The following is a 24258-nucleotide window of genomic DNA, read 5'->3' on the forward strand; positions in this document are numbered from 1 at the left end:
CGACCGTGATTCACTTCAAGAACGACGCCCCCGGGCGGCCGCGAGGCCGTGCCGCCGGGCTGGCCATGCTGATCCTGGCCACCTGCCTTGCCGTGCCCGCGCTCGCCGGCGGGGGCGACGACCACAGCCACGGACCGGCACCGGCCACCGTCGCCGCGCAGGGCACGCCCCGCGTCGCCATGCAATCCGACCTCTATCAGGTGGTCGGCACCCTCAAGGGCGACCGCCTGACGCTCCACGTCGACCGGTCCGAGGACAACGAGCCGGTGACCGGCGCGACCGTGTCCGTGACCGTCGAGGGCGAGGCCTTGCCGGCCGCCCCGAACGCCGACGGGACCTACGCCGTCTCCTCGCCCCACCTCGCGGAGCCCGGCTCGAACGACCTCGTCGTCCAAGTCGCCGGCCCGGACGGCGAGGACCTGCTGATCGGGACCTTGGTGGTGGCCGAGCCGGCTCGCCCGGCGGCCGACGCGGGAGCGGGACACGCGCATGCCGGCCTGCCGTTCCTCACGCACCTCAAGGAGCGGTTCGGCCGGCCCGAGCCGGGTCGGGCCTGGGCGCTCGCCGTCTTCGCGGTCGGGTTGGCCGTCGGTCTAGCCCTGCGCAGCCGCCGGATGCGGCCGGCCGCCTTCGTGGCCGGCGCCGTCCTCGTCGTCGCCCTGACGGGCACCGCCTTCGCCCATGGCGGCGAGGACCACGACCACGACGCCCCCACCGCGACGCCGGGTTCGAACAACCCGCAGCGCCTGCCCGACGGCTCGGTCTTCGTACCCAAGCCCTCGCAGCGCATCCTGGAGGTTCGCACCACGACCGCCCGGCCGAGCGAGGTCGCCGGCGCGACCCGCCTCATCGGCAAGGTCATTCCCGACCCGAACCGCGGCGGGCTGGTGCAGAGCATCGGCGGCGGCCGGGTCATCGCCCCGGAGGCCGGCATGCCCCGCCTCGGTCAGGCCGTGCGCAAGGGTGAGGTGCTCGCCCGGGTCGAGCGTCCGATCATCCAGGCCGACCAGGCCATCGTCGTCGAGAAGGTCGGCGAGATCGAGCAGCAGATCGGCCTGGCCGAGGCACGGCTGGCCCGGGCCCGGAAGCTCGTCGCCTCCGGCGCCGGCACGGCCATCTCGGTTTCCGACCTGGAGATCGAGCTTGAGGGCATGCGCCGGCGCCGTGCCGCCGTCAGCGACATCCGAACCACGCCGGAGACCCTGACGGCGCCGGCCGACGGCGTCATCGCCTCGACCCGGGTCGTCGCCGGCCAGGTCGTGCAGCCGCAGGACGTCCTGTTTCAGGTCGTCCATCCCGGCAGCCTCTGGGTCGAGGCGCTGTCCTACGAGGACGCACCGACAGGCGCGGGAGCGACGGCGCTGACCGTCGACGGCGCCACCCTGAGGCTGGAGCACAAGGGCGTCAGCCGCGCCCTGCAACAGCAGGCGACCGTTCTCCAGTTCGCGGTGGTCGATCCGCCCGGCAACCTGCGGGTGGGGCAGCCGGTGACGGTGCTAGCCGCGACCGGGACCAGCGCGACCGGCATCGTCCTACCGCGCAACGCCGTCGTGCGCGGGACCGGCGGGGAGGCCATGGTCTGGCGCCACGCCGCGCCCGAGCGGTTCGAGCCGCGCCAGGTCCGGGTCGAGCCGGTCGACGCCAACCGCGTCGTGGTGCGGGCCGGCGTGAAGGAGGGCGAGCGCGTCGTCGTGCGCGGCGCCGACTTGATCAACCAGATCCGGTGAGGCGAACCATGTTCGGCACCCTCGTCCGCGCCAGCCTGCGCAACCGGCTCTTCGTCCTCGCCGCCGCCGTGCTCCTCGTCGCCTACGGCGCCTTCGTGCTGCCGCGGCTGCCCGTCGACGTCCTGCCCGACCTCAACCGGCCGATGGTCACCCTCATGACCGAGGCCGAAGGCTTGGCGCCCCCGGAGGTCGAGCAGACCGTCACCTATCCCATCGAAGCCGCCATGAACGGCATGCCGGGGGTGACCCGCGTCCGTTCGGTCTCCGGCGTCGGCCTGTCCATCGTCTACGTCGAGTTCGACTGGTCGACCGACGTGTACCGCAGCCGGCAGTTGGTAGCCGAGAAGCTCGCCGTCGTGCGCGAGACCCTCCCGCGCGGCGCGGTCCCCCACATGGGGCCGGTCACCTCGATCATGGGCGAGATCCTCCTGGTGGCCCTCACATCGGAGACGCTGCCGTCGATGGAGGTGCGCGAGCTCGCCGACTTCGTCATCCGGCCGCAACTCCTCAGCCTGTCCGGCGTCGCCCAGGTCATCCCCATCGGCGGCGAGGTCCGGCAGTACCGGGTCAGCCCGAACCCGGCCTCGATGCAGGCCCTCGACGTAACCCCGGAGCAGGTCGAGGCCGCGGTCTCCCGCTTCGGCACCAATTCCGGCGGGGGCTTCGTCGACCTTCACGGACGCGAGTATCTCATCCGCAACGTCGGCCTGACCAAGCGCCTCGACGACCTGCGCGGCACCGTGGTGACCTACCGCGACGGCCAGCCGGTCCTCCTGCGCCAGGTCGCCGACGTCGCCTTCGCCCCAGCGGTCAAGCGCGGCGACGCCGGCTACAACGGTCGACCCGCCGTCATCGTCTCCATCCAGAAGCAACCCGGCGCCGACACCGTCGACCTGACGCGGCGCATCGAGGCGACGCTTGTTTCCATCCAGAAGTCGCTGCCGGCAGGCGCGAAGGCCGACAACATCCAATTCCGTCAGGCGACCTTCATCGAGACCTCCATCGGCAACGTGAGGCGGGTGCTGCTGGAGGCCGCCGCCGTCGTCGCCGGGGTGCTGGTCCTGTTCCTGATGAACGTCCGGGCGACCCTGATATCGCTCACGGCGATCCCGGTTTCGGTGCTCGTCACGGTCGTCGTCTTCCAGGCACTAGGCCTGACGGTGAACACCATGACGCTCGGGGGTCTGGCCATCGCCATCGGCGAGCTCGTCGACGACGCAGTGGTCGATGTCGAGAACATCATCCGGCGGCTGCGCGAGAACCGGGAGCGGCCCGAGCCCCGGCCGGTGCTTGAGGTGGTCGCGGCGGCGAGCCAGGAGGTGCGCTCGGGCATCGTCTATGCGACCCTGATCGTCTGCCTCGTCTTCGTGCCACTCTTCGCGCTGTCGGGCATCGAGGGCCGCCTCTTCGCCCCGCTCGGCATCGCCTACATCGTCTCGATCCTGGCGAGCCTCGTCGTCTCGGTCACCCTGACGCCGGTCCTGGCCTCCTACCTGCTTAGCCAGGACGGCGGCGGGCACCATGACGACACCTGGCTGGTCCGGCTGCTCAAGCGCGGCAACGCCGCCCTCCTGGGATGGGCTTTCCGACATCGCTGGCTTGTGGTCGGGGTCACCGGCGCGGCGGTCGTCGTCGCGGGCGTGGCGGCCACCAACCTGCCGCGGGCGTTCCTGCCGCCCTTCAACGAGGGCAGCCTCGCGCTCGGCCTCGCCTACAACCCCGGCATCTCGCTCGCCGAGAGCCACCGCCTCGGCCTCGTCGCCGAACGCCTCATCCGCGAGGTGCCCGAGGTGACCTCGGTCGGACGCCGCACCGGCCGGGCCGAGATGGACGAGCATGCCGAGGGCGTCCACTCGTCCGAGATCGACGTCGACCTGAAGCCCGGCCGGCCGAAGGAGGCCATCCTCGCCGACCTCCGCGAGCGCCTCGGCGTGCTGCCGGCGGTGCTGAACGTCGGCCAGCCGATCTCGCACCGGCTCGACCACATGCTGTCCGGCATCCGGGCCGAGGTCGCGGTCAAGATATACGGAGACGACCTCGACACCCTGCGGAGCCTTGCCGAGGACCTGCGCGACCGGCTCGCGAAGATCCCGGGCATGGCGGACCTCCAGGTCGAGAAGCAGGTGCGCATCCCGCAGCTCCGGGTCGACGTCGACCACGAACGGGCGGCCCTCTACGGCCTGACCCCGGCGGGGGTGACCGACGCCCTGGCGACGCTGAGCAACGGGCGCACCGTCTCGCAGATCGTCGAGGGCAATCGCCGCTTCGACGTGGTCATCCGGCTCGGGGACGAGGACCGCTCGACCACGGGCTTAAGCGACCTGCTCATCGCCTCGCCGGCCGGGCGCATCCCGCTACGCCGGGTCGCCGAGGTCTCGGAGACCGACGGGCCGAACCAGGTCATGCGCGAGAACGCCCAGCGGCGGATCGCGGTCTTCGGCAACACCGACAAGCGGCGCGACCTCGCCGCCGTGGTCGCCGACGTGCGGCGCGCCATCGACGAGACCCGCTGGCCGCCGGGCTATCGGGCCGGCCTGGAGGGCTCGTTCCAGGCGCAGGAGGAGGCCGCGACCCGCATCGGCCTGCTCTCGCTGGTGGCGCTCGCGCTGATCCTCACCGTTCTCTACGGCCGCTACCGCTCGCTCGCGCTCGCCGGCATCATCATGGCCAGCATCCCGCTCGCCCTGGTGGGTTCGGTGGCGGCCCTGTGGCTTGCCGAGCAGCCGCTCTCGGTCGCCTCGATGGTCGGCTTCGTGACGCTGGCCGGCATCACCGCCCGCAACGGCATCCTCAAGATCTCGCATTACCTCAACCTCGCCATCCACGAGGGCGAGGCGTTCGGGCCGGCGCTGGTCGTGCGCGGGTCGCTGGAGCGGCTGACGCCGGTGCTGATGACCGCGCTCTCGGCCGGGCTCGCCCTGCTGCCGCTGGTGCTCGGCGCCGGCGAGCCGGGTCGAGAGATCCTGCACCCCGTCGCGGTGACCATCCTGGGCGGCCTCGTCAGCGCCACGCTGCTCGACGCCGTCCTGACCCCGATCCTGTTCCTCGCCTTCGGTCGGCGCGCCCTTGAGCGGCTCCGGGCGGGACAGGTGGGCGGGCTCAAGCCCGCCGAACTCTACTGACCCCGAAGGAGACACCATGAAGCCCAGCATCCTCGCGCTCGCCCTCGTCCTGGCGCTGCCGGTCGCCGCCAACGCGCAAGGGCATTCTCACAAGGGCCCGAACGGCGGCGAGCTCGTCGACGTCGCGGGCGGCCACGCCGAGTTCGTCGACACCCCGACCGAGATCGCGCTCCACCTCAGCGACGAGGACGGCAAGCCGGTTTCGGCAAAGGGGGCGACCGGCAAGGCCACCATCCTGTCGGGCGGCAAGACCGAGACGGTCGACCTCGCCCCGGCGGGCGGGGCCAAGCTCGCCGGCGCGCTGACGAAGCCGCTCGCATCGGGCGACAAGGTGGTGGTCTCGGCACGTACCGCGGACGGGCGCAAGATCCAGGTGCGTCACGTTGAGCGCTGAACTACCGGCGCACGCATCCAGGCGATCAGAGGGCCGGCCATGAAAAAGGACGACCCCTGCATCGGGGTCTGCCAATGGGACGGACGAACCGGCTGGTGCCTGGGCTGCGGGCGCACCGTCCCCGAGATCCGCGCGTGGAGGAAGATGACGCCCTACCGGCGCACTGCCCTCGCGCGCGATCTTCCCCGTCGGATCGCGCAGCTGTCCGACACACGGGAACAGGCCCGATCCGACCTCGGGGACGCTTGACAGGGAGCGTGCCGGCGGGATGTATGGACCCATCGGGGAGCGATCCCCCGACGAGGCTTCGGCTGAAGAATCGCGTCCCGACTGCATTCGATGCAAGGACGCGTCATGCCCGTGCCCAACACCATTACCGTCGAAAAACTCGCGCGCCTGATCGGCACCCCCGGCTGCCCGGCCGTCGTCGACGTGCGCACCTACGGGGAATTCCTCGTCGACCAGCGCCACGTGCCCGGCTCCATGCCACGGTCGGCGGAGAAGGTCGCCGAGTGGGCCCCGGCCCTGCGCGGCAGGTCCGTCGTGGTCGTCTGCGAGGACGGCCGTCGCAACAGCCATGGGGTCGCCGCCTGGCTGCGCAGCGCCGGCGTCGAGGCCGAGGCCCTCCAGGGCGGCATCGCGGACTGGGCGGCCGCCGAACTGCCCATGGTGCAAGCCCGCAAGATCCCCAACCGAGACGAGCAGGGCCGAACCGTCTGGGTCACGCGGGCCCGGCCCAAGGTCGACCGCATCGCCTGCCCCTGGCTTATACGCCGCTTCGTCGATCCGGAGGCGGTGTTCCTGTTCGTGCCGCCCGGCGAGGTCACCGGCGTCGCCGAGAGGTTCGAGGCGGCGCCCTTCGACATCGACGACCCGAGCACCTTCTGGAGCCACCGAGGCGAGCTCTGCACCTTCGACGTCATGGTACGGGAACTCGGCCTCGCGACGCCGCCACTCCTGCATCTCGCGACCCTGGTGCGCGGGGCCGACACCGGTCGGCCGGATCTCGCCCCGGAAGCGGCAGGATTGCTCGCGGCCTCGCTGGGGCTCTCGCGCATCTACGGGGACGACCTCGCGCAACTCGACGCCGGCATGGTCCTCTACGACGCCTTCTATCGCTGGTGCCGGGACGCAACGGGTGAGCGCCATTCCTGGGACGGCGACCGCACCAAGGGGAAGGCGTGACCATGGCCGCGACCGCAGGCATCCAGACGGCGCCGGCTCCCGGTGCGGCCGCCCCGGGAGCGCCGCCGCCCGTGACCCTGGCCGAGGCCGTACCGGTCTGGACGCGCATCGCTGCGCTCTCCTTCGGCGGCCCGGCCGGGCAGATCGCGGTCATGCACCGCGTCCTCGTCGAGGAGAAGCGCTGGATCTCCGAGAACCGCTTCCTGCACGCCCTGAACTTCTGCACCCTGCTGCCGGGGCCGGAGGCGCAGCAGCTCGCCACCTACGTGGGCTGGCTGATGCACGGCACCCGCGGGGGTCTCGTCGCGGGCGGGCTGTTCGTCCTGCCGGGCGTCGCCGCCATCATGGGCTTGAGCTGGGTCTACGCGCTCTACGGCAACGTCGGCCTCGTCGCCGGCCTGTTCTTCGGGCTGAAGGCGGCGGTGCTCGCCATCGTGCTCCAGGCGGTGATCCGCATCGGCAAGCGGGCGCTCAAGGGCCCCGTCATGGTCGGGCTCGCGGCGGTCGCGTTCGTGGGCATCTTCTTCCTCGACGTGCCCTTCCCGGTGATCGTGCTGACGGCCGGCGTGATCGGCTACCTCGGCGGCCGGGCCGGGCTGCCGCAGTTCAAGGCAGGCGGCCACGGCGGCGCTGGTAAGGTCGTGGACGGTCCGTTCCTGCTCGACGACCACGAACTCCCTCGGGAACGGGCGGCAGCCGGGCACACACTGCGGATGCTGCTCGTCTGGGGCGCCATCTGGCTGGTGCCGGTCGCCGCAATCCTCCTCGTCGCCGGGCCTGACGACGTCTTCGCCCAGGTCGCGGTGTTCTTCTCGAAAATGGCGATGGTGACCTTCGGCGGCGCCTACGCGGTGCTGTCCTACGTCGCCCAGCAGGCGGTGGAGCACTACGGCTGGCTCCGGCCTGGCGAGATGCTGGACGGCCTCGGCATGGCCGAGACGACGCCTGGTCCGCTCATCATGGTCACGCAGTTCGTAGGATTCCTGGCGGCCTACCGCGCGCCGGGCTCGATGCACCCCTTGCTGGCGGGGACCCTGGGGGGTCTGCTCACCACCTGGGTCACCTTCGCGCCGTGCTTCCTCTGGATCTTCGTCGGCGCGCCGTACGTCGAGCGCCTGCGCGGCAACCGGGCGCTCGCCGGCGCCCTGTCGGCCATCACCGCCGCTGTGGTGGGGGTGATCCTGAACCTCGCCGTCTGGTTCGCCCTGCACACCATCTTCGCCGAGACGCGGCCGTTCTCGGCTGGGCCGCTCCGGTTCGACGTGCCCATTCCGGCGAGCCTCAGTCCTTGGGCGCTCACCCTGGCTGCCGCGGCGGTGCTGGCGGTGTTCCGGTTCAAGGTCGGCATGGTCCCGACGCTGGCAGCTTGCGCCGCCGCCGGCGTCGTCCTCCACTTCGCGGGGCTGGTGTGATCAGGCCGAAGCCAGTTCTCGCGCTGTTGGCGCTGCTGACTTACCTCGGCTCGACAGCGGCCTGGGCGGGCGCCATCGGCTATGCCGACGCCCCGCTCGGCACCATCCCCGTGGAGTTCGAGGCGGGACAGACTGGTCCGGGGGAGCCCGGCCGCTGGGAAGTCGTCTCCGACGCGGAGGCGGCCGGCGGGCGGGCCGTTGCCCAGTCGAGCCAGGATAGGACCGACGGGCGCTTCCCGCTCCTGATCCGTCGAGCGGCGGCCCCGGCGGACGTGGCGGTCTGGACGCGGATCAAGCCGGTGGCGGGCGAGGTCGATCAAGCCGGAGGTCTCGCGATCCGGCTGCGCGACCCGGACAACTACTACCTCGTCCGCGCGAACGCCCTTGAGGGCAACGTGCGCTTCTACAAGGTCGTCGGCGGCCAGCGCGAGCAGTTGGCCGGTGCCGACCTACCGGTGAGCGCCGGCACTTGGCATGCGCTCCGGCTGGAGGCGCGGGGGGACCGGTTCACGGTCTCGTTCGACGGCCGGGAGCTCTTCACGGCGACCGATGCCGCGATCACGGCCCCCGGCAAGGTCGCGCTCTGGACCAAGGCCGACAGCGTCACGCGCTTCGACGCCTTGAACGTGGAGCCGCCGCCATGACCATCGCCTCAATCCGCGCCAGGCGCGGCGCAATCCCGGTCTGTCTCGCGATGTCCATCGGACTATCGATCATGGGGGGCGTGGAGGCCGGCGAGCCGTTCCGCCGTCTCACCGGCGCCGAGATCACGGCCCGGCTCACGGGCAAGGAACTCACGGACGAGGTCCACTGGGCCTACGTGTTCGGGAAGGCCGGGCGCCTGACCTCGGTCTCCCTCGGCACCCGCGGCACGGGCACTTGGCACGTCCGTGACGACGAGCTTTGCCTCGACGGCGGCCCCGACGGGCGTCGCTGCCTTCAGGTCTGGAGCTCGGGCCAGCGCGTCGAGCTTCGGCGCGAGGGCGGCCTGCCCGACGAGGGCATCCTCCAGACGCCGCAAGCGCGCAGGTAGCGGCACCATCATCCCGGGCCTCGGGCCCAACGGAGACGACCATGAGCAAGCTCGCCTTCCTCGCCGGCCTCGGCCTCCTGGCCCTCGCCACCGGAGCGTCCGCCGCGGAGCCCTGGCAGGACGCAATCGCCACCGGGCTCGGCAAGCCCGGCACCGCGATGCCGGGCGGGGTCTACCGCGTCGGCCTGCCGCGGACCGACCTCAACGTCACCCTCGACGGCGTGCAGTTGAGGCCGTCCTTCGCCCTCGGCTCCTGGCTTGCTTTCGTGAAGCATGGCAGCGGCGACGAAGTCATGGTCATGGGCGACCTCGTGCTCACCGACGACGAGGTCAACCCGGTGATGAGGCGGCTGGTCGAGGGGGGGCTGGAGATCACGGCCCTGCACAATCACCTGCTGCGCAACACGCCGCACACCATGTACATGCACGTCGGCGGGCACGGGGATGCGGGCAAGCTCGCGACCACGCTTCGCGAGGCCCTCGGCGCGAGCAAGACCCCGTTCGGCGGTGCGACGGCGGGGGCTACGCCTCCGAAGGCGAGCGGCGCGGAACCCGCCTCGGCAGGGGAAGGGCCCGTGCCGGCGAAGGCGACGGCACCCGATCAGGCGCTCGACCTCGATACGGCGGCCATCGACGCGGCGCTCGGGCGCAAGGGCAAGGTCAACGGCGGCGTCTATGCCGTCAGCGTGCCGCGTGCGGAGACGCCGAAGGACCACGGCATGGAGGTGCCCGAGGCCATGGGCTCGGCCATCGCCATCAACTTCCAGCCGACCGGCGGCGGTAAGGCGGCCATCACCGGCGACTTCGTGCTGACCGCCGACGAGGTGAACCCGGTGATCAAGGCGCTGAGGGGCAACGGCATCGAGGTCACGGCCCTGCACAACCACATGCTCGACGACGAGCCGCGGCTGTTCTTCATGCACTTCTGGGCGAACGACGACGCGGGCAAGCTGGCCAAGGGTCTGCGGGACGCCCTCGACCAGGTGAAGGTCGCGAAGGGCTGACGCCGATGTCCGGCTCCTCTCCCCTCAAGGTCGCGATGGTCTGGCGGGGCGATGCGCGGGCCCGCGCCGAGGCACGCCCGGAGAGCAGCCGGTTCGCGGCGGTGTTCGCCGCCCTGGACCGGCATCGCCTCGCCGGCGAGCCCGCCGTCTGGGTCGACGGGGAGGCCGACGTCCTAAGGGCCCAGCTCATGGCGATGGACGCGGTGCTGGTCTGGGTGAACCCGGTTGCGGAGGACACCGGCGATGGCCGCGGAGCCCTGGACGCGGTGCTGCGGGAAGTGGCCGCGGCCGGCATCCTCGTCAGTGGCCACCCGGACGTCATCGACCGGATGGGCACGAAGGAGGTGCTGGTCCGGACGCGGGATATGGGCTGGGGGACGGACACCCACCTCTACGCGAGCCACGCGGCGCTCGCGTCGGAATTTCCTGGGCGGGTGGCAGAGGGGCCGCGGGTGTTGAAGCGCAGCCGCGGCAACGGCGGCATCGGCGTCTGGAAGGTCGAGCGCGCCGCTGGACCGGACGTCCTGGTGCAGGAGGCGCGCGACAGGAGCCTGCGCACCGTGCCACTCGACGTGTTCCTGGCCGAGCGCGCCGCCGACTTCGCGGTTGGAGGCACCCTTGTCGATCAACCGTTCCAGTCTCGGCACCTGGAGGGAATGATCCGCTGCTACGTGAGCGGCACGCGTGTCGCGGGATTCGGTGCCCAGCACGTGACCGCGCTGGCTCCGCCCGAGCACGGGCGCGCGCCGCCGCGCCTCTACTCGGGGCCGGAGGACGAACGCTTCCAGCGCCTGCGCGGCCTGATGGAAGCGAAGTGGATACCCGAGATGGCGTCACGGCTCGGGTTGGGGCTGGACGACCTGCCGGTCGTCTGGGACGCCGACTTCCTGCTCGGGCCGAAGGATGCCGCCGGCGAGGACACCTACGTGCTCTGCGAGATCAACGCGAGCTCGGTGTACCCCATCCCCGACGAGGCGCACGGCGCCCTCGCCGCGACGACGCTGCGACGGTTGACTGAAGCCCGCGCCTACCCGCCGGAGCGTGCCTGACGACGCCCGCTCAACGCCCGTTCGGGCAAGCGGCGGGCGTCCTGGCCTCACCGATGCCCTCAGTACCCGTGGTGGTGATGGTGGTGGTCCCGGTCGAAGGGGACGGGCCGGTCGTAGCCATAACGGTGGTGCCGCTCGTAGCCGTGGCGGTGGCCGTAGCCATGACCGTAGCCATGGTGACCGTCGTGATGGTGGTGGTGGCGCGGCCCGCGCTCGTACCACTGCGCGGACGCGGCGCCGGGGAGTAGCACGACGGCGGCGGCGACTAGACCTGCGATGCGGAGCTTCATGGGAGGACCCTTCTCGATGGAGATAGCCCACGCTGCGGGTGCGACGTTGAACCGGTTCTGAGGCCGCCGCGCAACTTCCATTCAGCGGCGATGCTTCGATGGCGGGCAGCGTCAGGTGCCTTGCCCTGCGACCGTTGGCGCGTTGGGCGGCGTAGGCAGGTTGCGACGCTTCGCGTACGAGGCCCTGCATCCTGCTTGTGCCTGCGATCCGACCCGCGAACCGAGGGCCGCCTTGCCTGTTACCGACGGCGCCGTGCTTGGTGTCGGTTGCTCGATGCGCTGCTAAGCTTCCTCCTGTGCGTTCGCCCGATTCACCAGCCAGAAGCAGCACCGGCACATGCCCATCCCCGCAGACAAGCAAGGCGACTGGCACGACGCTCTCGAACTGAAGCTCTACCGGACCCACGGTGAGGAATTCGAGAACTTCTTCGCGACGATGATGGAGATGCGTCACGGCGAGGAGTTCGAGCGCGTGGCCGCCTCCGGACGCGCCGGCGACCGCAAGTGCGACGGGTTCCTGCACACCACGGCCGAGGTCTTCCAGTGCTACGGGGCGGCGAAGGGCGGCGAGAACCGCAAGGCGGTCAACAAGACCCTCACGAAGAAGATGGAGACCGACTACCGGGGGGCGGCGCGCCATTGGAAGCGGATGACCCGCTGGCACATGGTCCACAACTTCGTGGACGGTCCCACCGCCGAACCCCTGGCCAAGATCGAGGAGCTGCGGTCGGCGAATCCGCAGCACCAGCTGCACCTCTTCGGGAAGATGAGCTTCAAGAAGGTGATCTTCTCGCTTGAGGAGCCGGATGTCGTCCGCCTCATCGGGCGTGCCGCGACGCTGGCCGATTTCGAGAACCTTCAGCCGCCCGAGGTCGTGGCCGTCCTGCATGCCGTCGTGAAGGCCACCTCGGACGACCTGCCGGAGGACGACGAGCCCGCGCCGGTGCCCCGGGACAAGCTGCGCTACAACGCCATTACCGGGGCCGTGGCCCGCAAGATCGCGATGGGGCAGACGAACGCGGACATCGTCCGGGCGCACATCGTCAACGACCCGAACCCGCTCCTGGGCATCACCCTCGCGAACGAGTTCCGCCGCCGCTACAAGGACCTCGACCTGCAGGACCTCACCTCCAACGAGGTCATGCTCGGGCTGTACGACGGCATCGTCGGGACCGGGAACCCGACCCAGGAGCGCGACGTCGCCGCGTGGAGCCTCCTGGCCTACCTCTTCACCGCCTGCACGGTCTTCAGGGACCGGCCGCCCATAGAGGTGGCCGCGTGATCCTGCCGGCCAAGCACCTGCGCCACGACAGGGCGCTGATCGGCGTCGGGGCCGACGTCCTGGCCGTGCTCGACGGCCCAAGCAGCGTCTCCGCCGTGTGGGACGCGGTCCGCGCGGCCCGCGCCCGGCGACCGGACGCCTCGCCCCTGTCGTTCGACTGGTTCGTCCTGGCGCTCTGCTTCCTGAATGCGGTTTCCGCCATCGAGCTCGTCGAGGGGGGGCTCATCGCCCCGTGCGGTGGGCCGCGATGATCCTCGGCATCTCCAGCGACCTTCCGAGCTTCAAGGCGCTCGCCTTCCACGAGGGCCTCAACGTCCTCGTGGCGGACCGGACGGAGGACTCGACCGAGAGGCAGACCCGCAACAGCGCGGGGAAGACCAGCGCCATCGAGGTCATCCATTTCCTGCTGGGCTCGGATGCCGGCAAGGGCTCCATGTTCCAGGTCCCTGAGCTGTCGGCCTACGCCTTTCACGGCACGTTCCGGCTAGGCGTCCACGAGGTGTCGGTGTCCCGTCGGGGGGACAACGCGAACCAGATCCTGCTCGACCCGGACGACGCCGCCCTCCTCGGCGTCGACCTGTCCCACGACAAGAAGGCCAACCGGCCGTACCTGCCGGTCAAGAGGTGGCGCGAGCTCCTCGGCCACCATTGGTTCGGGCTCCCGAACGATCCCAAGGGCACCGAGCTCGGCGCTTCGTTCAGCCCGAGCTTTCGCTCGATGGTCAGCTACTTCGTCCGGCGCAACAAGGTCGGCGGCTTCCAGTCGCCCGAGCGTCAGGGCGACAAGCAGCAGCCCAGCGACTGGCAGATCAACCTCTCGTACCTCATCGGCCTCGACTGGCGCGTGCCGCGCGACATCGAGGAGCTCCGGCTTCGCGAGGCGAGCCTGCGCGAGCTGAAGAAGGCCATCCGCGAGGGCGCTTTCGGCCGGATGTTCGGGTCCGTGGCCGAGATCCGGCCGGAGCTCAACCGGATCGAGGACAGGATGGCCCGCCTGCGCGAGCAGACGGCGAACTTCGAGGTGCTGGAGGAGTACCGCACCTTCGCCCGCGAGGCCGCCGACGCGCGCCGTCGCATCAAGGCCATCGGGCACGAGCTCGTGCAGGCGCGGCAGACCATCGAGCACCTGCAGCGCGTCTCCGAGGTCGAGCGCCCGCCGGAATACGCGGTGCTGGAGCGGATCTACAAGTCGGCGGGCGTCGAGCTGCCCGGCGTCGTCCTGCGGCGGTTCGACGACGTCAAGTCGTTCCAGCTCTCGGTGGTCGAGAACCGCAAGGCGCACCTGGCCGAGCAGGTCGCGGAGACGCATGCCAGGATCGCGGCGCTCGAAGCCGAGATGGAGGCCCTCGACGGCCGGCAATCGCAGATCATGCAGGTCCTGGCCGGGAAGGGCGCGCTCGACGACTTCACCAGGATGGGCGAGGAACTCGCCACCCTGGAGATGCAGGCGACCCTGCTCCGGGAGAAGCTGCGCAACGCGGAGATCCTGGAGGGCAAGAAGAACCAGGCGCAGATCGAGCGCCTGACCCTCCACGAGCGGCTTCAGGCCGACCACCGGCAGCGCGAGGGCGTCCTCCGAACCGCCATGCGGCGCATCGATGCCGCGATCTCGGGCCTCTACGACGACCGCCGGGGCAACTTGATCGTCGACGCGACGAGCAAGGGACCGGAGTTCCGCATCACCATCCAGGGTGACGGCAACCGCGGCGGCATCGACCACATGGAGATCTTCTGCTTCGACCTGATGCTCTATCAGGCTGCGCGGGAGCGCTTCGCCGGCGGCCCCGGCTTCCTCGTCCACGACAGCCACCTCTTCGACGGCGTCGATCCGCGGCAGGTCCGCTCGGCCCTGCTCCTCGGCAAGTCCGTCATCGGCGACCTCGGGGGGCAGTACATCGTCACCCTGAACTCCGAGACCCTCCCGTTGCTCGGACTGGACGTCGAGATCGCGGATGACATCCTGGACCCGCGCCTGTCCGACGACGAGGGAGGAGGCCTGTTCGGCATCCGCTTCGAGCTCAAGTGAGCAGGGTCGGCGCCTCGGACGCAACCCTCCGCGACGTCGGCCTGCGACCGTTCGCGAGGCCGTGACGGTGCGCTGGCCCGGGCCCCCCGGGAACGTCCGCGACCCGGCGTAGGATCTGTGGACCGGGTCGGCTCGCCGCTTGCCAGCCACCTCCGACCAGGCGATCACGTCTCTTCCCCTAGGGAACCTTCATCATGAAACGCACGGCCAAGCACCCGACCGATTGACCGCCGGAGTGCCGCCGCGTGTGTCGCCGCCGTCGCCCTGCGCCACGAAGGGCCGCTTCGACAGATCGACCGACACGATGGTGTCGAGGATGATCTGCGTGCCGACGTGCTCGGCCTGGGCCCGCATCTGCTCCATCAGGTCGGGTCCTTGGACCGCCGTCGCGAAGCCCGGGTAGTTCTCGACGTCCGTGGTGATGGTCAGTTGGCCGCCGGGCTGGATGCCAGTGACGAGGATGGGCTTCATGTTGGCGCGCGCGGCGTAGATGCCCGCGGTGTAGCCGGCCGGCCCGGCCCCGATGATGAGGACCTTCGTCTTGTGCGTGGTCATGGCGAACTTGGAGTTGGGGGAGACGGGGATGCCTTGAAGGTGCTCTACGCTGCAGCTTCCAGGGCAGCCGTCGGAAGGTCGTCGTTCGCAGCGGGTGCATTCGAATACACACGCATCCGGGGCTCCCCTGGTTCAGAGAAGGTCTCGTTCCGGTCCGGGAAACGCGCCCGCGCCTCGGTGGGCCGTGGCCGGCTCGCGCCCTGGCCACACGGCCATGCTCGCACGCGGCCACCATGCCTTGCGGCCCGCCGCGCGCTGCCATGGGGCGATTGACGCTGGACCTCGGTCCGGCGACCAGGGGTGGCGGCGTCCACCTCAGCGCAAGGCCGGTTCCATGGATAGGGCCCGGCAACTCGCGAGGCGCATCAGCCTCTAACGCGGGAGCACGCGGGCCGGATCAGGATGATCCGGGACACCTCAACCGCCCCGGCGCCGGCCACGGAACATGGGAACGGTCGGGGCGGCCATGCCGGTTCGCCCAATCCCGCTCGCCCCGCCCGGGCGCCTCACCACCCGCACCCGGGTGCCGCGCGGCGGCCGTGGCTCCCAGGCCGTCGGGCAGCGGGCGCAGGCCTGCGAGGATGCGTGACAGGCGTGATGCGAGGTCCCCATCGAGGCAGCCCGCGTGCCCCTTGGCCATCCTGCGGAGATACCTCTCCAAGCCGGGCCCGACGGCCTGCCGATGTTCGAGGAGGATCCGTAACGCGCGGGCCACGACCCCGTGCGGGTTCGGGTTCTCCTCCAGGTTGGTGTCGACGATGGCGTCGCGCAGCCAGGCGGTGAAACGCGGTCCGTGGTGAACCCGGCGGGAGCCGCACAGGTAAAGCACGGCGTCGCAGTCGAAGAAGGTGGTGTGCACCAGGTCGGTCAGGTGGGCGGCCTGCACGTGCCCGGACTGGACCGCCCAGGTGGAGGGTAGGGCCCAGACGTCGTACGAGTGGCGGCGCCCGGCGATGCGGTAGCCGCCGAAGCGGTTCCGAACGGCCGCGCCGTCCCGCATCAGCTCCGCCAAGCGCTCCGGCGGCGCGTGCACGACCAGGTCCACGTCCGATGCGAAGGCCGCAGCCCCGCCCCGGGCGATATCCCGGGCCATGCCGCCGAAGATCGCAACCTCGCCCACCTGCCCGAGATGGCCGATCAGATCCGCGATCTCGGGGCCCCCGCGAGCCTCGTCCGCCAGGAACGCCTGCATCCGCCGGCACAGCTCAGCGCCGTCGCGGACGGGGGAGCCAAGGTCAGCCATGGTGCCGCCTCAAGTCGTCGCGCAGGGACACCGCGAACGTGTCGGTCATACCCGAGATCATGTCGGTGACGAGCTGCAGTTCGCGGTAGCGCATCGGCATCGCGTTCCCGGGCGACTCGGCCACGCGCCGGTAGTTCTCCGAGATCCGGGAATACACGTAGGCCGGCAACGCCTCGCGGTCGGAGCGCAGGTCGTCCGGATCCTTGCGCTCGATGATGGCCTTCCAGAACATGTCCATGAGCTCGTGAACGGTCCGGTGCCCGTCGAGCTCGACTTCGAGGACGCTGCGGTGGCGGTAGACGTGAAACTTGGCGAAGCGCTTCAACGAGGTCCACAGCACGACCGCCTCGGAGGCCGCCATCAGCTCCCTGTCGAACGCGCCGGCCATGATGGCATCCCGGTTCGCCACGAACGCCCCAACCGCGGCCCGCACCATCTTCCCGATGGCGTCCACGCGGAACATCTGCATCGAGATGTCGTCGAGTTCCCCGGGCGACAATCCCGCGTCCCGGAACTCGGCGTGGCTGCGCTCGGCCCGCTCGCAGACGTCGAGCGTCAACTCGTCGTCGCACGCGTCGTGACGCAGCCAAGCCATGAGCACGTTGAAGTTGATCAGCTTCTTCTTGGCCGCGTCCTCGACGTCCACCACCGAGTAGGCGATGTCGTCGCAAGCCTCCATCACGAAGGTCAGGGGATGGCGGACGCCCTCTCGCAAGCCGGTCTCGGCCCAGACCTCGGCGGCGATCTCGGCCTCCGACTGGAAGAAGTTGAACTTCTTCCTTGCCTGGGAGGTCTTGTCGACCGCGTCCGACGGCACGGGATACTTCATCAGGGCCGCCAGGAAGGCATAGGTCATGTTCAGGCCGAAGTCGTCGTTCAGGATCTGCAATCGCGTCAGCAGCCTGAACGCCTGCGCGTTGCCCTCGAATTTCAGGAAATCACGGCGCATCGGCTCGCTCAGGTCCGGCGCGTCGAAGATGTCGAACGAGGCCGGGTCATCCTGGCGCGGCGCGGAGTGCCGCTTCACCCAGGTTTGGATCGCGGTCTCGCCCTGATGTCCGAACGGCGGATTGCCGAGGTCGTGGGCGAGCCCGATGGCCTCCAGGAGGGCGGGCACGTTGCGCAGGGGCTCGACCTCCCCGGGGAAACCCAGCGCCCCGCCGTGCACGAAGGCGAGGGTGGTTCCCATGCTCCGCGCCATGTTCGCCACCTCGTGGCTGTGGGTTAGCCGGGTGCGGACGCTGTCGTTGCGTTCCAACGGGAAGACCTGCGTCTTGTCCTGGAGGCGCCGCACCGGGGTCGAGAACAGGATACGGTCGTGGTCACGTTCGTGCTCGGTCCGGTCCTCGCCCAGCCGCGCCGTGTAGGCTCTGCCCGCGGCCTTTCCCTTGCGCCGCTGCGCGTTGAGGAGGCGTCTCCAGTCGAGTTGATCGGCCATCCTTCGATCCCGTTGCGGCGAGGACGCCCGGTCCATCGCCCACCCACAACACCGTGCGCCCCGGTCTACGTTCCGGCCCTCCGACGCGTCACGCCAGGATCCCGCGGTTGTCCACGGATTCCGTTCGGGACGGTGCCGCTCGCGCCAGCAAGACACTAGGGCAGGCGCTCCAAGATTGGAACATAGAGAGAACGAAATCGGTGTTGGCCGGCCCATCCGGAGGTCCCTGCCTCGCCCCGTCCCCACCGAACCCGGAGGGGCGGCTCATGCCGGAGATCTGCCCGACCGGCGTGCCCTGCTCAAAGCCCTGGGCCGTCCCGTACCGGAAGCGGCGCGCGGTCGCGCGTCGCTTGCATCGCCAGCTGTGGCCCGCCGGCGGTCACTCCCGGCGCGCGGATACAGCGGCCCCCGCCCCGGCGGCACATGGCGGGCCGGGCGAGGGGGCACGAGCGGGCCGGGCGAGCCGCCGTGGCCCTCACGCTGGTCCCGGGCGTTCCTGTGCCTCGGGATCCGGGCCTTCCGCGCCCGGCGCCGTCACAGCTACGGCGACCGCAGCACCGACGATGGCGCCTCCCAGAGCCGCCGCCGCCAATGCCGCAGGTGCCGGCGGCCGACCCTTGACCGCCTCAGCCAGGATGGACTTCGCCTCGGCCTCGCTCTCACGCACGGCGAGCATCAGCTTGGGACCGAACTTGAGGACCGATCCGGCACCCTCGTGGTGGATGGCGGGGCTCGGCGGCTCGACCTCGCGGACGCGTTCGGCGCTGACCATCATCTCGATGGCGCCCTCGGGAGGGGTCAGCCGAGCCATGGCGGCCCCGGCTGCGGCGAACTTCGCGGCAAGGGACGCCACCGTTTCCACGGAATAGATCCGGTCACCCGTGATGCGGAGCATCACCGCATCCTTGAACTCGTGGTCAAAGGCCTGCCGCATCCAGAGCAGCTCGTCCGGAGCGATAGACTCGACATCGCCACCCGGCATCCTGACGATCACCATGTCGGCTCCCCCTGGCATCTAAGCTCGACAACACCTTAACATCTCCCCCGCCGTGGACGACGGGGATTTTCGGGAACCGCGAGGTCCCTTCCAGTCGACAGCGCGCTTGGCTCCCGCGGCTCCTCGCATCCACGACGCTGCACGCGGCGCATGTCCGGCTCGTGAACCGAGCCGGAACGGTCGCGACCTGACCGCCTCTCTCCTCAATCTTGTAGCTCAGGATCGTCGCGAACTGATGCCAGCGCGCGTTCAGCATGGCGCCGTTCAGCCCTGCCTTCTGCCGGACGTTGCGGCCCGGCTCCTCAGCCGACGCCGAAGCGGCGGGCGACGCCCAGGGCCTCGCGATGGTGGAAGTCGCGCCGGATGCGGGCCTGCCGCGCCTGCAGGCGCGCGACGCGAACTTGGGCCCGGCGGCGTCGGTTCGAGCCGCGCTTGCGACGCGAAACGACCTTCTGCGCCTTCCGCTTCCGCGCCTCGATCCGCCCCAGGCTCTCGGACAGCGTCGTTCGCTGGCCGGTCGAGAGCGCGAGCGTGGTGGTGGCACCACGCCGCTCAGGGCAGGGGGCCGGTTCCCGGGTCGGGCACGGCCGACCGCGTCATGAAGAACCGCTCCTTTCCCTCCGCCCACGCGAAGCCGACGCGCGCCAGTTCGGCAACCGGTGGGCCACCGTCGTCCGCGGCGAACCTCAGGGTCACCCCCAACGCGTCTGCGGTCTCGACGAGCCAGTCCGAGAATTCTTCCGGAAGCCGGCCACCGGCGCGGCAGGCGATCACGAGCTGGTCCTCCGCATAGGCATCGAGCACGAAGCCGTCGCCACCGTCCCGTTGCAGGATGCGGCGCATCAGGCGGAAGGAGGCGGTGTCGAGTTCCGGCGGAACATGGGCGTCGAGACACGCGTCCACCTCGGCCCAGGCGGGCTGGTCGACCCGGTGGCCCGGTCCGACGAGATCCTCCGCCCTGTGCCGCATCGAGCCGACCTGAAGGTCGAAGCAGGTGGCGACCGCAAACCGGACCCCGTGCCGCGTCAGGACCGCCCGAGCCCGCCCGCACAGGTCGCCGCTGCGGTCGACGGCGACCTCCGTGACCTCCAGCCCGGGATGGCGCCGCAGCACGGTTTCCAGCGCCGCTCCGAAGCCGCCCCAGATATCGCCCTGCAGCCCGTCGAGCAGGCGACGGCGCCAGGGTGGCCCCGCCAAGCCCCGCTTCCTCGGACCGCCGACCGGGGGTGACCGCAGGACCGGCGCGGCTCGGGCGAACGCGGCGCTCCGGACCGCTCCGAGCTCCGCCTCGAAGACGGCGTCCGCCAGGCGCAGCACGAGGGGCGCGAGCGCCTTCCTCGCCGCTTTGCGGAACTCATGGGCGGCCGACCGCACCTGACGGGCACGCGTGTCGTCGCGTGCGCCCGAATTGTACCCGACCGCTCGCGAGCGGCCCGCACCCTGGGCGAAGGTCCGGGCTTCGAGGGCCTCGACCGCGCGCATCAGGATCGGGAGCGCTTCCAGGAAGCGGACGGCGCCGTCGAGGTGCTCCCGCGCCGTGGTGTGCTCCGGGACCTCGCCCGCGATCTGTCTCACCGCCGCGAGGAGGCCGGAGACGTCCCGTGGGTCCCGCAGTTGCGGCAGTGCGGAGAAGGCGGCGCGATGGAGTGGGTTGCGCGTCCTCGCGAGCGGCACGACGATCCCGTCGAGCCACGTTTGCCTGAGGTGCTTGCGCAACCCGACATCCAGACCGTGCAGCTTGGACCGCAGGATGCCTCCCGCTCGGCTGGCGGTGAGAAGGTTGTCCAGCAACACGTTCAGGATCATGCCCGATTCGGGCGGACAAACCGCGACGATGGCCCGCATCGCCCGCCGGATTTCCCCTTCCGGGACGGAGGGCATGCCGGCGGCAGAAGCGTCGGGCGCGTTCGAGGCATACGGGACGTGGCCGGAAGGAGACATGCGAGCACCGGAGGGTTGGGACGGAGCCGCGCCGCCGGGGATCGGGCACCCCAGCGGGGCCCGCCGGGACCGCCGCTCGCGAGTGGCGCCGGCCCGAATCGACAGAGTGCTGCTCCGCCCGGGAGCACGCGTTGATCGTCCGGGCGGTCGTGAAAGGGACAAGCTGCGACCTGCCACCCCGATCTTCGGCCAGGAGTCCGCGAGGGGAGAGGCGCGTGCCAAGCCAGACCTGGCCCGGGCAGCCACAGGATTGCGCAGCTCTCAGGCCCAGCCCCAGTCCGGCGAAGCTCGGGGAGGGCGGTGACGTGGACCGGGAGTCGACCGGGGTCTGAACCCTCCGCGTGTCTCACGGCCGCCCGGAACCCGCGACCTGTATCGGGGCTCTGCTTGGGGGGGAGCCCACGGTCGAGCATGGCGCGGCGCCCGGCGGGTTCGTCGGCCAGCTGGCCCTCCGAAGCACGCACCGGTCGGCCACCGGCCCGCGCCTCCTCCTTGTCGGGCGAGCGGAAGCCGGCGGGTCCTTCCGGGCCCGCGGCGTAAGCGGGGAGGGAACCTGGGCCGGAGGCTGGGTGGCGGATTGCGCGGGCCGGCTCGCGCCGACTTGGTCGGAGGGGCCCGAGCCGCGACCGATGTTGACCGGACCCGTACCCCGCCTGGCGGAGGTGTCATGGCTCGGCGAGGGCGCCCAGGTCACGGACCGTGACCCGTGCCCGGGCCGCCCGAGGCGGGCACGTGCATCTCGACGAGCAGACGAGGCGCCGGGCGTTTCGCATCATCGACCGGCCGGGGGCTGGGACGGGCCCGGCGGGGCCGCGGTCGCGCCGGTGGCGGGCGGTGCATCGCTGCCACGAGGAGGGCGACGCTCGTGCACGCCTTCTCACGGCCCTGGTTTTCTCGACATTGACGCCTTCAGGCAGCTCGCCGGTTGCGTCATGCGAGCGGCCTGCCCCCGACGGCCGGCGCCCCGAGGCGAGGGCATGCCGCGGCCCCGTATCCGGGGGCCGCGGAGCAGGGACACCGGCCCCTGAATCGGGGGCGCTTGGCTCTCCGGGTCGGACGCTCGGGCCCGACGGGCGCCGGCGGGCCCAGGGCCCCGCCGGGCCTAGCGACGGCCGGCCGCCATCCGGCCAACCAGGTTCCGGCCGGCCTTGCCCCGCAACGTCCAGGCGTGAGCCCGTGACGCTCCCGGCGGGACGGCGGGCGGCGCGGTCCGCACCGCGTCCACGTCACGACCGCGCGGGGACGTGTAGCAGGCGGCGATCCAGGCATGCACCGCGCCGACGAGCGCCGCCATGGTGACGGCGCTTCGCCCCTGACCGTCGCGACAGGAACCGGACCGGCCCAACAGGGCGTTGAGGTGCGCTTGTCCCGGCAGTGCACGTGCGGGCCGGTGCAGGACCTGGATCCCCATCCGCCACGCGGCCTCGTGGAAGCCCGTGTCATGGTACCCGACGGCGTGGTCCACCACGATGACTTCCGGCACGCCAAGGCACGGCCAGACGGCACCGAGCCCGCCTGCCGTGCCCGAGCCGTCACCGAACAGCCCGAGGACATCGACCGGCCGGCGCCGCGCCGCGTCGAGGGCCGCGGCGACGACCAGGCCCGTGCTCTCGTCGCGGGCCAGCGTCATGTGGACGACATCGAGGCCGAGGTCCGCGACGCGAACGGCGAGGGCTGCCTGGCTGATGCCTACGCACGCCAGCGCACGCGGGGAGGGGGCGCTCACGGGCACGCACCGGCCGTGCGCGTCCGGCGGCACCTGGCGGCACGATGCTGCCCGGGCGGCATCGTCGAGGGAAGGGGAGGAGGTGGTCGTTTCCTGGTCACGGATCTTCATCGGGGAACTCCGGCATGACGGCCGCAGGGGCGGCCCGTCGCTGGACAGGGGGCTCCCCCGGCCGGGGCCGAGGGAGGGGAGCGCACCGCGGTGCGGACGCTCAGCGGTCGGCGTCGTCGGCGTCGGAGGGGCCCCGCCCGTCGAAGTCGGCGGCCCGGCGGCCCAGGGCACGCGCGACGTCGCCGTCCCACCGGTCGAAGTCGGGGTCGAGGAAGGCGGCGGAGACGGGGTCGTCGTCGGCGCCGGTGAGGCCACCGAAATCCAGGTCGTCCATGGGTCTTGTCCTCTCGCAGGCGAAGGGACCGGGCCCGCCTGCCGTGAGGGCGGCGGGTCCTCGGCGATGGTCGCCAACGGGATCCAGGACGGGCGCAACGAGACGCTTGCGCAGGCGCGCAGGTGCGGCTAGGGTACGACTGTCGATCCGAGGGGCCTGGCAGCCTCCCGGAGGAACCCGTTGGCCTTGGCTGGCCGATCCCGAACCCTAGGGTGCGGGATGCCTGACACTCGCGGCAGCTGCGACACTGAGAGGCGAGTTCAGGGTAAAGCGCGCGGCCCATGGGCCGCGCGTTTCTTTTTGCCCGTCCGAGACCTGGTGTCCCGGGTCGGCCCGAACCAAGGGCGGGCCGCGAGCGCGCCCCTGCCTGACCGGGCGGTCAGCCGACGGAGCGTTCGGGCAACGGGTCCAGGCCTGCTTGCGGTGATCGGCCGCCATGCGCGCCTCCATCATCCATGGCGAATGGTACCATGTTCCGGCAAGTTTTTACACCCGCGGTGTAGGTTGCCTGGACTGACTTTGCCGGGTTGGTTAAGGTTCAGGCACCCGCCGGCCCTGATGTCTCCGACCGCCGTCGTCTTGCGCCTACTTCCGCCCGGGGCAGCGGGTACCATCGGCGAGCGAGCTCGTCGTGGCGGACCAGGCCGAGGCGCTTCAAACGCGTTTTCGCCTTCTCGGACGCGTCCTTGCTCATCTGGGCGTCTCGGACGGCATCGTTCAGCTCGGTTCCGGACAGGCCGGCCTCGCCGGCCCGCTCCAGCGCCTCCACGATGACCGTGGCCGCGCGACCGAGGACCACGGAGGACGCTCCCGCGCGCTCGGGCCTCCCTGGCGGGGGCGGGGATGCCGGCGCCGCGGGCAGGGGCATCGGGACGGTCTCGGTCTCCGCCTTTGCCAGAAGCTCCTCCATGCGCTCCTTCTGGAGGTAGAGGAGCGCCAGCCGCGACGCGGTGGCGCGCAGGGACCTGTTCTGCTCCTCGACGAGCTTCTCGATCTCCTCCTCGATGCGCCTGACCGCGGAGCGAAGGTCGTTGAACATGTGAGCTCCCCTTGCCCGCAGCGCAGCAGCCCCGGACGAAGCTACCGGCCAGGGCTTCCATGGCCGTGGCCATACCTACGGCACCTGGCGGCCGACGGCAAGCATTTCTGGCCATGGCCGCCCGGGGAACGCCGGTAAGGTTAAGAAAGCCTTTCGCCCGGTGCCTGTCCCCCATCGGACTGCCCCGGCCGCGGCTCGCCGCACTGCCCGGACGGATCCCGGGGCCGACACTTTCCCGGTCTCCGGGGCAGGGCCGCCGAAGTCCAGGGCCAGGCGCCGGGGGCGGGGCTTCCGCGATGCCCTCCGCCGTTGGCGACACCTGGTCGAACGGGAGAAACGGCGCCGGTTATTCCGGCATGGCCATGGCACGGGCCACCCATGGCCATGCCGCGCCGATCCTCGTCCGACGC

Annotated in this window: 22 protein-coding genes and 2 pseudogenes; 13 read left to right on the top strand and 11 right to left on the bottom strand. The window is 71.0% G+C overall.

What is annotated here, in order from left to right; genetic code table 11:
- Nucleotides 1-5: 5 nt before the first annotated feature.
- The 10 genes from MPPM_RS13580 (at nucleotide 6) to MPPM_RS13625 (ending at nucleotide 10926) form a co-directional block, all read left to right on the top strand.
- Nucleotides 6-1727 carry an efflux RND transporter periplasmic adaptor subunit gene (locus MPPM_RS13580; protein ID WP_096485518.1) on the top strand — a complete coding sequence of 574 codons (1722 nt, stop codon included), beginning with the start codon at nucleotides 6-8 and terminating at the stop codon, nucleotides 1725-1727.
- A gap of 8 nt (nucleotides 1728-1735) precedes the next feature.
- Nucleotides 1736-4849, top strand: coding sequence for an efflux RND transporter permease subunit (locus tag MPPM_RS13585; protein WP_063110995.1), 3114 nt, complete (start codon nucleotides 1736-1738; stop codon nucleotides 4847-4849).
- 16 nt (nucleotides 4850-4865) lie between these two features.
- Entirely contained in the window at nucleotides 4866-5243 is a 378-nt protein-coding gene (locus MPPM_RS13590; protein WP_063110994.1) for a hypothetical protein, read from the top strand.
- Nucleotides 5244-5282: 39 nt separating this feature from the next.
- A complete protein-coding gene (locus MPPM_RS13595; protein ID WP_063110993.1) occupies nucleotides 5283-5492 on the top strand; it encodes a DUF1289 domain-containing protein in 210 nt (69 codons plus the stop codon).
- A 105-nt stretch (nucleotides 5493-5597) separates the two neighbouring features.
- Nucleotides 5598-6428, top strand: a complete 831-nt coding sequence (locus MPPM_RS13600) for a chromate resistance protein ChrB domain-containing protein (protein ID WP_063110992.1) — start codon at nucleotides 5598-5600, stop codon at nucleotides 6426-6428.
- A 2-nt stretch (nucleotides 6429-6430) separates the two neighbouring features.
- On the top strand, nucleotides 6431-7840 hold the full coding sequence (chrA, locus tag MPPM_RS13605) for a chromate efflux transporter (protein ID WP_096485519.1): 1410 nt from the start codon (nucleotides 6431-6433) through the stop codon (nucleotides 7838-7840).
- Nucleotides 7841-7866: 26 nt separating this feature from the next.
- Nucleotides 7867-8484, top strand: a complete 618-nt coding sequence (locus MPPM_RS13610; RefSeq protein ID WP_244573307.1) for a hypothetical protein — start codon at nucleotides 7867-7869, stop codon at nucleotides 8482-8484.
- Nucleotides 8481-8873, top strand: coding sequence for a hypothetical protein (locus MPPM_RS13615; protein WP_063110990.1), 393 nt, complete (start codon nucleotides 8481-8483; stop codon nucleotides 8871-8873). The genes MPPM_RS13610 and MPPM_RS13615 overlap by 4 nt, the downstream gene beginning before the upstream one ends.
- Nucleotides 8874-8914: 41 nt before the next feature.
- Nucleotides 8915-9877, top strand: coding sequence for a DUF1259 domain-containing protein (locus tag MPPM_RS13620; RefSeq protein ID WP_063110989.1), 963 nt, complete (start codon nucleotides 8915-8917; stop codon nucleotides 9875-9877).
- 5 nt (nucleotides 9878-9882) lie between these two features.
- Nucleotides 9883-10926 (top strand): Cj0069 family protein, encoded by a 1044-nt coding sequence (locus MPPM_RS13625; protein WP_096485520.1) that lies wholly within the window; start codon nucleotides 9883-9885, stop codon nucleotides 10924-10926.
- A gap of 59 nt (nucleotides 10927-10985) precedes the next feature.
- Here MPPM_RS13625 and MPPM_RS28020 read toward each other — a convergent pair whose 3' ends face one another.
- On the bottom strand, nucleotides 10986-11177 hold the full coding sequence (locus tag MPPM_RS28020) for a hypothetical protein (protein WP_157914189.1): 192 nt from the start codon (nucleotides 11175-11177) through the stop codon (nucleotides 10986-10988).
- A gap of 376 nt (nucleotides 11178-11553) precedes the next feature.
- On the opposite strand from MPPM_RS28020, the gene MPPM_RS13635 reads away from it, so the two are divergent.
- From MPPM_RS13635 to MPPM_RS13645, 3 genes are read left to right on the top strand one after another with little or no spacing between them, the layout of a single operon-like run.
- On the top strand, nucleotides 11554-12498 hold the full coding sequence (locus tag MPPM_RS13635) for an ABC-three component system protein (protein WP_063110986.1): 945 nt from the start codon (nucleotides 11554-11556) through the stop codon (nucleotides 12496-12498).
- The gene (locus MPPM_RS13640; RefSeq protein ID WP_063110985.1) at nucleotides 12495-12749 is read left to right on the top strand and encodes an ABC-three component system middle component 6; all 255 of its coding nucleotides are present in this window, start codon (nucleotides 12495-12497) and stop codon (nucleotides 12747-12749) included. The genes MPPM_RS13635 and MPPM_RS13640 overlap by 4 nt, the downstream gene beginning before the upstream one ends.
- On the top strand, nucleotides 12746-14524 hold the full coding sequence (locus MPPM_RS13645; RefSeq protein ID WP_157914190.1) for an ABC-three component system protein: 1779 nt from the start codon (nucleotides 12746-12748) through the stop codon (nucleotides 14522-14524). Before MPPM_RS13640 ends, MPPM_RS13645 begins: the two co-directional genes overlap by 4 nt.
- 210 nt (nucleotides 14525-14734) lie before the next feature.
- Here the strand turns inward: MPPM_RS13645 and MPPM_RS13650 are convergent.
- From MPPM_RS13650 to MPPM_RS13685, 10 genes and pseudogenes are all read right to left on the bottom strand, one after another.
- Nucleotides 14735-15079: pseudogene (locus tag MPPM_RS13650) on the bottom strand (NAD(P)/FAD-dependent oxidoreductase); the annotation flags it as partial.
- 397 nt (nucleotides 15080-15476) lie between these two features.
- Nucleotides 15477-16322: a nucleotidyltransferase family protein gene (locus MPPM_RS13655; protein ID WP_063110983.1), complete on the bottom strand. Its 846-nt coding sequence runs from the start codon at nucleotides 16320-16322 to the stop codon at nucleotides 15477-15479.
- Nucleotides 16315-17760 (bottom strand): dGTP triphosphohydrolase, encoded by a 1446-nt coding sequence (gene dgt / locus MPPM_RS13660; protein ID WP_063110982.1) that lies wholly within the window; start codon nucleotides 17758-17760, stop codon nucleotides 16315-16317. The genes MPPM_RS13655 and dgt overlap by 8 nt, the downstream gene beginning before the upstream one ends.
- A 475-nt stretch (nucleotides 17761-18235) precedes the next feature.
- Nucleotides 18236-18757: a hypothetical protein gene (locus MPPM_RS13665; RefSeq protein ID WP_063110981.1), complete on the bottom strand. Its 522-nt coding sequence runs from the start codon at nucleotides 18755-18757 to the stop codon at nucleotides 18236-18238.
- Nucleotides 18678-19013 (bottom strand): zinc ribbon domain-containing protein, encoded by a 336-nt coding sequence (locus MPPM_RS29350; protein ID WP_096485522.1) that lies wholly within the window; start codon nucleotides 19011-19013, stop codon nucleotides 18678-18680. Before MPPM_RS29350 ends, MPPM_RS13665 begins: the two co-directional genes overlap by 80 nt.
- Nucleotides 19014-19059: 46 nt before the next feature.
- Nucleotides 19060-19290, bottom strand: a pseudogene (locus MPPM_RS29355) (RNA-guided endonuclease TnpB family protein); the annotation flags it as partial.
- A 19-nt stretch (nucleotides 19291-19309) separates the two neighbouring features.
- Nucleotides 19310-20563: a hypothetical protein gene (locus MPPM_RS13675; RefSeq protein WP_157914191.1), complete on the bottom strand. Its 1254-nt coding sequence runs from the start codon at nucleotides 20561-20563 to the stop codon at nucleotides 19310-19312.
- A 1237-nt stretch (nucleotides 20564-21800) separates the two neighbouring features.
- Nucleotides 21801-22535 (bottom strand): hypothetical protein, encoded by a 735-nt coding sequence (locus MPPM_RS13680; RefSeq protein WP_063110979.1) that lies wholly within the window; start codon nucleotides 22533-22535, stop codon nucleotides 21801-21803.
- 100 nt (nucleotides 22536-22635) lie between these two features.
- Nucleotides 22636-22809 carry a hypothetical protein gene (locus MPPM_RS28025; protein ID WP_157914192.1) on the bottom strand — a complete coding sequence of 58 codons (174 nt, stop codon included), beginning with the start codon at nucleotides 22807-22809 and terminating at the stop codon, nucleotides 22636-22638.
- 538 nt (nucleotides 22810-23347) lie between these two features.
- Nucleotides 23348-23848, bottom strand: coding sequence for a hypothetical protein (locus MPPM_RS13685; protein ID WP_063110978.1), 501 nt, complete (start codon nucleotides 23846-23848; stop codon nucleotides 23348-23350).
- Nucleotides 23849-24258: the final 410 nt, after the last annotated feature.

It is taken from the genome of Methylorubrum populi (genome assembly GCF_002355515.1).
In the GTDB taxonomy this organism is placed as follows: domain Bacteria; phylum Pseudomonadota; class Alphaproteobacteria; order Rhizobiales; family Beijerinckiaceae; genus Methylobacterium; species Methylobacterium populi_A.

Excerpts from the sequence above, each read along its gene's own strand:
- MPPM_RS13635 (WP_063110986.1), top strand. The coding sequence starts at position 11,554 with ATGCCCATCCCCGCAGACAAGCAAGGCGACTGGCACGACGCTCTCGAA.
- MPPM_RS13600 (WP_063110992.1), top strand. The coding sequence starts at position 5,598 with ATGCCCGTGCCCAACACCATTACCGTCGAAAAACTCGCGCGCCTGATC.
- MPPM_RS13590 (WP_063110994.1), top strand. The coding sequence starts at position 4,866 with ATGAAGCCCAGCATCCTCGCGCTCGCCCTCGTCCTGGCGCTGCCGGTC.
- MPPM_RS28025 (WP_157914192.1), bottom strand. The coding sequence starts at position 22,809 with ATGGACGACCTGGATTTCGGTGGCCTCACCGGCGCCGACGACGACCCC.
- chrA (WP_096485519.1), top strand. The coding sequence starts at position 6,431 with ATGGCCGCGACCGCAGGCATCCAGACGGCGCCGGCTCCCGGTGCGGCC.
- MPPM_RS13665 (WP_063110981.1), bottom strand. The coding sequence starts at position 18,757 with ATGGTGATCGTCAGGATGCCGGGTGGCGATGTCGAGTCTATCGCTCCG.
- MPPM_RS13645 (WP_157914190.1), top strand. The coding sequence starts at position 12,746 with ATGATCCTCGGCATCTCCAGCGACCTTCCGAGCTTCAAGGCGCTCGCC.
- MPPM_RS13680 (WP_063110979.1), bottom strand. The coding sequence starts at position 22,535 with ATGAAGATCCGTGACCAGGAAACGACCACCTCCTCCCCTTCCCTCGAC.
- MPPM_RS13655 (WP_063110983.1), bottom strand. The coding sequence starts at position 16,322 with ATGGCTGACCTTGGCTCCCCCGTCCGCGACGGCGCTGAGCTGTGCCGG.
- MPPM_RS13595 (WP_063110993.1), top strand. The coding sequence starts at position 5,283 with ATGAAAAAGGACGACCCCTGCATCGGGGTCTGCCAATGGGACGGACGA.
- dgt (WP_063110982.1), bottom strand. The coding sequence starts at position 17,760 with ATGGCCGATCAACTCGACTGGAGACGCCTCCTCAACGCGCAGCGGCGC.
- MPPM_RS13675 (WP_157914191.1), bottom strand. The coding sequence starts at position 20,563 with ATGATCCTGAACGTGTTGCTGGACAACCTTCTCACCGCCAGCCGAGCG.
- MPPM_RS13625 (WP_096485520.1), top strand. The coding sequence starts at position 9,883 with ATGTCCGGCTCCTCTCCCCTCAAGGTCGCGATGGTCTGGCGGGGCGAT.
- MPPM_RS13685 (WP_063110978.1), bottom strand. The coding sequence starts at position 23,848 with ATGTTCAACGACCTTCGCTCCGCGGTCAGGCGCATCGAGGAGGAGATC.
- MPPM_RS13615 (WP_063110990.1), top strand. The coding sequence starts at position 8,481 with ATGACCATCGCCTCAATCCGCGCCAGGCGCGGCGCAATCCCGGTCTGT.
- MPPM_RS13585 (WP_063110995.1), top strand. The coding sequence starts at position 1,736 with ATGTTCGGCACCCTCGTCCGCGCCAGCCTGCGCAACCGGCTCTTCGTC.
- MPPM_RS13620 (WP_063110989.1), top strand. The coding sequence starts at position 8,915 with ATGAGCAAGCTCGCCTTCCTCGCCGGCCTCGGCCTCCTGGCCCTCGCC.
- MPPM_RS29350 (WP_096485522.1), bottom strand. The coding sequence starts at position 19,013 with ATGCTGAACGCGCGCTGGCATCAGTTCGCGACGATCCTGAGCTACAAG.